Genomic DNA, 2689 nt, shown 5'->3' on the forward strand with positions numbered 1-2689 from the left:
GCCAGCAGGTCGATGCGGGACAGCGGCTGGTCGTCGGCCTGGACCATGGTCGCGAGCAGGGTCAGCAGGTAGCCGGCCTGGCGCGTGATGGTGGCTGCATCGAACAGGTCGGTGGCGTAGTGGAGGTGGCCCTGGATGACGTCGCCGACCTCGCCCAGGCTGAGCTCCAGGTCGAACTTGATCCGGTCGAAGGGCGTGGCCAGCGGTTCGGTCAGCAGGCCGGGCAGGTCGAGCGTGCCAGGATCGTTGTTCTGCCAGTCGAACAGGACCTGGAACAGCGGGGCGTGCTCAAGCTGTCGTGGCGGATTGATCCGCTCGACGATCTGCTCGAAGGGAACGTCCTGGTGGTCCTGGGCACTCAGGGCGGCGGCGCGTACGCGTTCGAGCAGGGCGCCGACTGTCGGCTCGCCGGACAGGTCGATGCGCAGCGGCAAGGTGTTGACGAAGAAGCCGACCAGCGGCTCGATCTCCTGCCGGCTGCGGTTGGCCGAGGGGGTACCGATGACCACGTCGTGCTGGCCGGCCAGGCGCGCCAGCACGGCAGCCCAGGCGGCAGCCAGGGTCATGAACAGGGTGGTCTGGTGCTGCTGGCCGAGGCGTTTGAGTGCGCGGGTCAGCGTGGCATCGAGCACGATCGGCACGCTGGCGCCGGCATGGGACGGCGTGGCCGGGCGTGGTCGGTCGGTCGGCAGGGTGAGCAGGACTGGCGCATCGGCCAGGCAGCGGCTCCAGTAGTCCAGTTGCTTGCCCAGGCGCTCGGCGGTGAACCAGCGTCGCTGCCAGGCGGCGTAGTCCGGGTACTGCACGGCCAGCGGCGGCAGCGGATCGGGCTGGCCGGCGAGCATGGCCCGGTAGAGCGTGCCGAGTTCGTTGATCAGGATGCCCAGCGACCAGCCATCGGAGACGATGTGGTGCTGGGTGATCAGCAGGACGTGGTCGGCCTGTCCCAGGCGCAGCAGGCGGCCGCGGATGAGTGGGCCGCGCGCCAGGTCGAAGGGGGCGAGGACTTCGTCGTGGGCGAGCCTGGCGATGGCCGCGGCCTGATCGGGCTGGGTGCCCAGGTCGTGCTCGACCAGAGGGAAGGCCTGTCCGGCGGGCAGCAGGTGCGCCAGCGGTTGACCATCGGCACTGGTGGCGAAGACGGTGCGCAAGGCGGCATGCCGCTGGAGCAGGGCGTCCAGGGCGCGGCGCAGGGCGAGCGGGTCGAGGTCGCCGCGCAGGCGCAGCGCACCGGGCATGTGGTAGGCGGTGCCGGTGCCCTCGAGCTGGGCCAGGAACCACAGGCGCTGCTGGGCGAAGGATAGCGGCAGCGTGTCGCCGTGGTGGACCGGGACGATGGCCGGCAACGACGACGTGGCGGCGCCGGCCTGATGGCGTGTGACGGCGTGTGCCAGTTCGCGCAGCGTCGGGTGGGCGAAGACCTCGGCCAGCGACAGGCGGACGCCGCAGGCTGCCTCGATGCGGCTGAGCAGGCGCACGGCGAGCAGGGAGTTGCCGCCGAGGGCGAAGAACTGGTCGTGGCGGCCGATCCGCTCGTGCCCCAGCAACCGGCCCCAGGCGTCGGCGAGGATGGTCTCGGTGCCAGGATGGGGCGGTGCATAGGCGTGCCGGGCGAAGGCCTCGTCCTGCGGCGCGGGCAAGGCCTTGCGGTCGAGCTTGCCGTTGGCGCTCAGCGGCAGGGCGGGCAGGCACACGAACGCGGCCGGCACCATGTAGTCGGGCAAAGTGCGGGCCAGGAACGTCCGCAACGTGGTAACCAGCGCATCACTGGGCGCATCGGCGGACGTCTCGCGTGGGACGACATAGGCGACCAGGCGCATGTGCGCCGCCTCGCCCAGGGCCAGTACGACGGTGCTGTGCACGGCAGGATGTTCGGCGATGCGCGCCTCGATCTCGCCCAGTTCGATGCGGAAGCCGCGCAGCTTGACTTGGTGGTCGATGCGGCCGAGGAACTCGATGGCGCCATCGGCGCGGTAGCGCGCCAGATCGCCGGTGCGGTACAGGCGCGCGCCAGGGTCGGCGGCGAAGGGATCGGGGAGGAAGCGCTCGGCGGTGAGCTGGGGGCGGTTCAAGTACCCTCTGGCCACGCCGACGCCGCCGATATGCAGCTCGCCGACGGCGCCGAGCGGCACCGGTTGGCTGTTGCCGTCGAGCAGGTAGATGGTGGTGTTGGCGATGGGACGGCCGATCGGCACGCTCTCCCCGGCGAAGGCGGGCGGGCAGGTCCAGGCGGTCACATCGATCGCCGCTTCGGTGGGGCCGTAGAGGTTGTGGAGAGCGGTCCAGGGCAGGCGCTGTTGGGCCAGGCGCACGCTGCTGGCGGGCAGGGCCTCGCCGCTGCAGATCAGGTGGCGCAGCGCGGTGCAGCGTTCGACGCCGGCGGCCTGCAGGAACAGGGCCAGCATGGAGGGCACGAAGTGCGCGGTGGTCACGCCGTGGTGCACGAACAGTGCGGCCAGGGCATCGGGATCCTTGTGCGCGGCCGGCGGCGCCAGGGCTAGGGTGGCCCCGCTCAGCAGGGGCCAGAAGAACTCCCAGACCGACACGTCGAAGCCGAAGGGGGTCTTCTGCACGACGACATCGCGGGCGTCGAGGCGATAGGCCTGCTGCATCCAGACCAGGCGGTTGACGAGGGCGCGGTGCTCGTTCTGGGCCCCCTTGGGGGTTCCGGTGGAACCGGAGGTGTAGA

General features: G+C 71.0%; 1 protein-coding gene. It reads right to left on the reverse strand.

Features of this window, described 5'->3' with window-relative positions; all coding sequences use genetic code 11:
* Window positions 1–2689: non-ribosomal peptide synthetase (locus D183_RS26020; protein ID WP_157835209.1), on the reverse strand; the 2689-nt coding region annotated here is incomplete at both ends.

Source organism: Xanthomonas sp. SHU 199 (assembly GCF_000364665.1).
Classification (GTDB): domain Bacteria; phylum Pseudomonadota; class Gammaproteobacteria; order Xanthomonadales; family Xanthomonadaceae; genus Xanthomonas_A; species Xanthomonas_A sontii.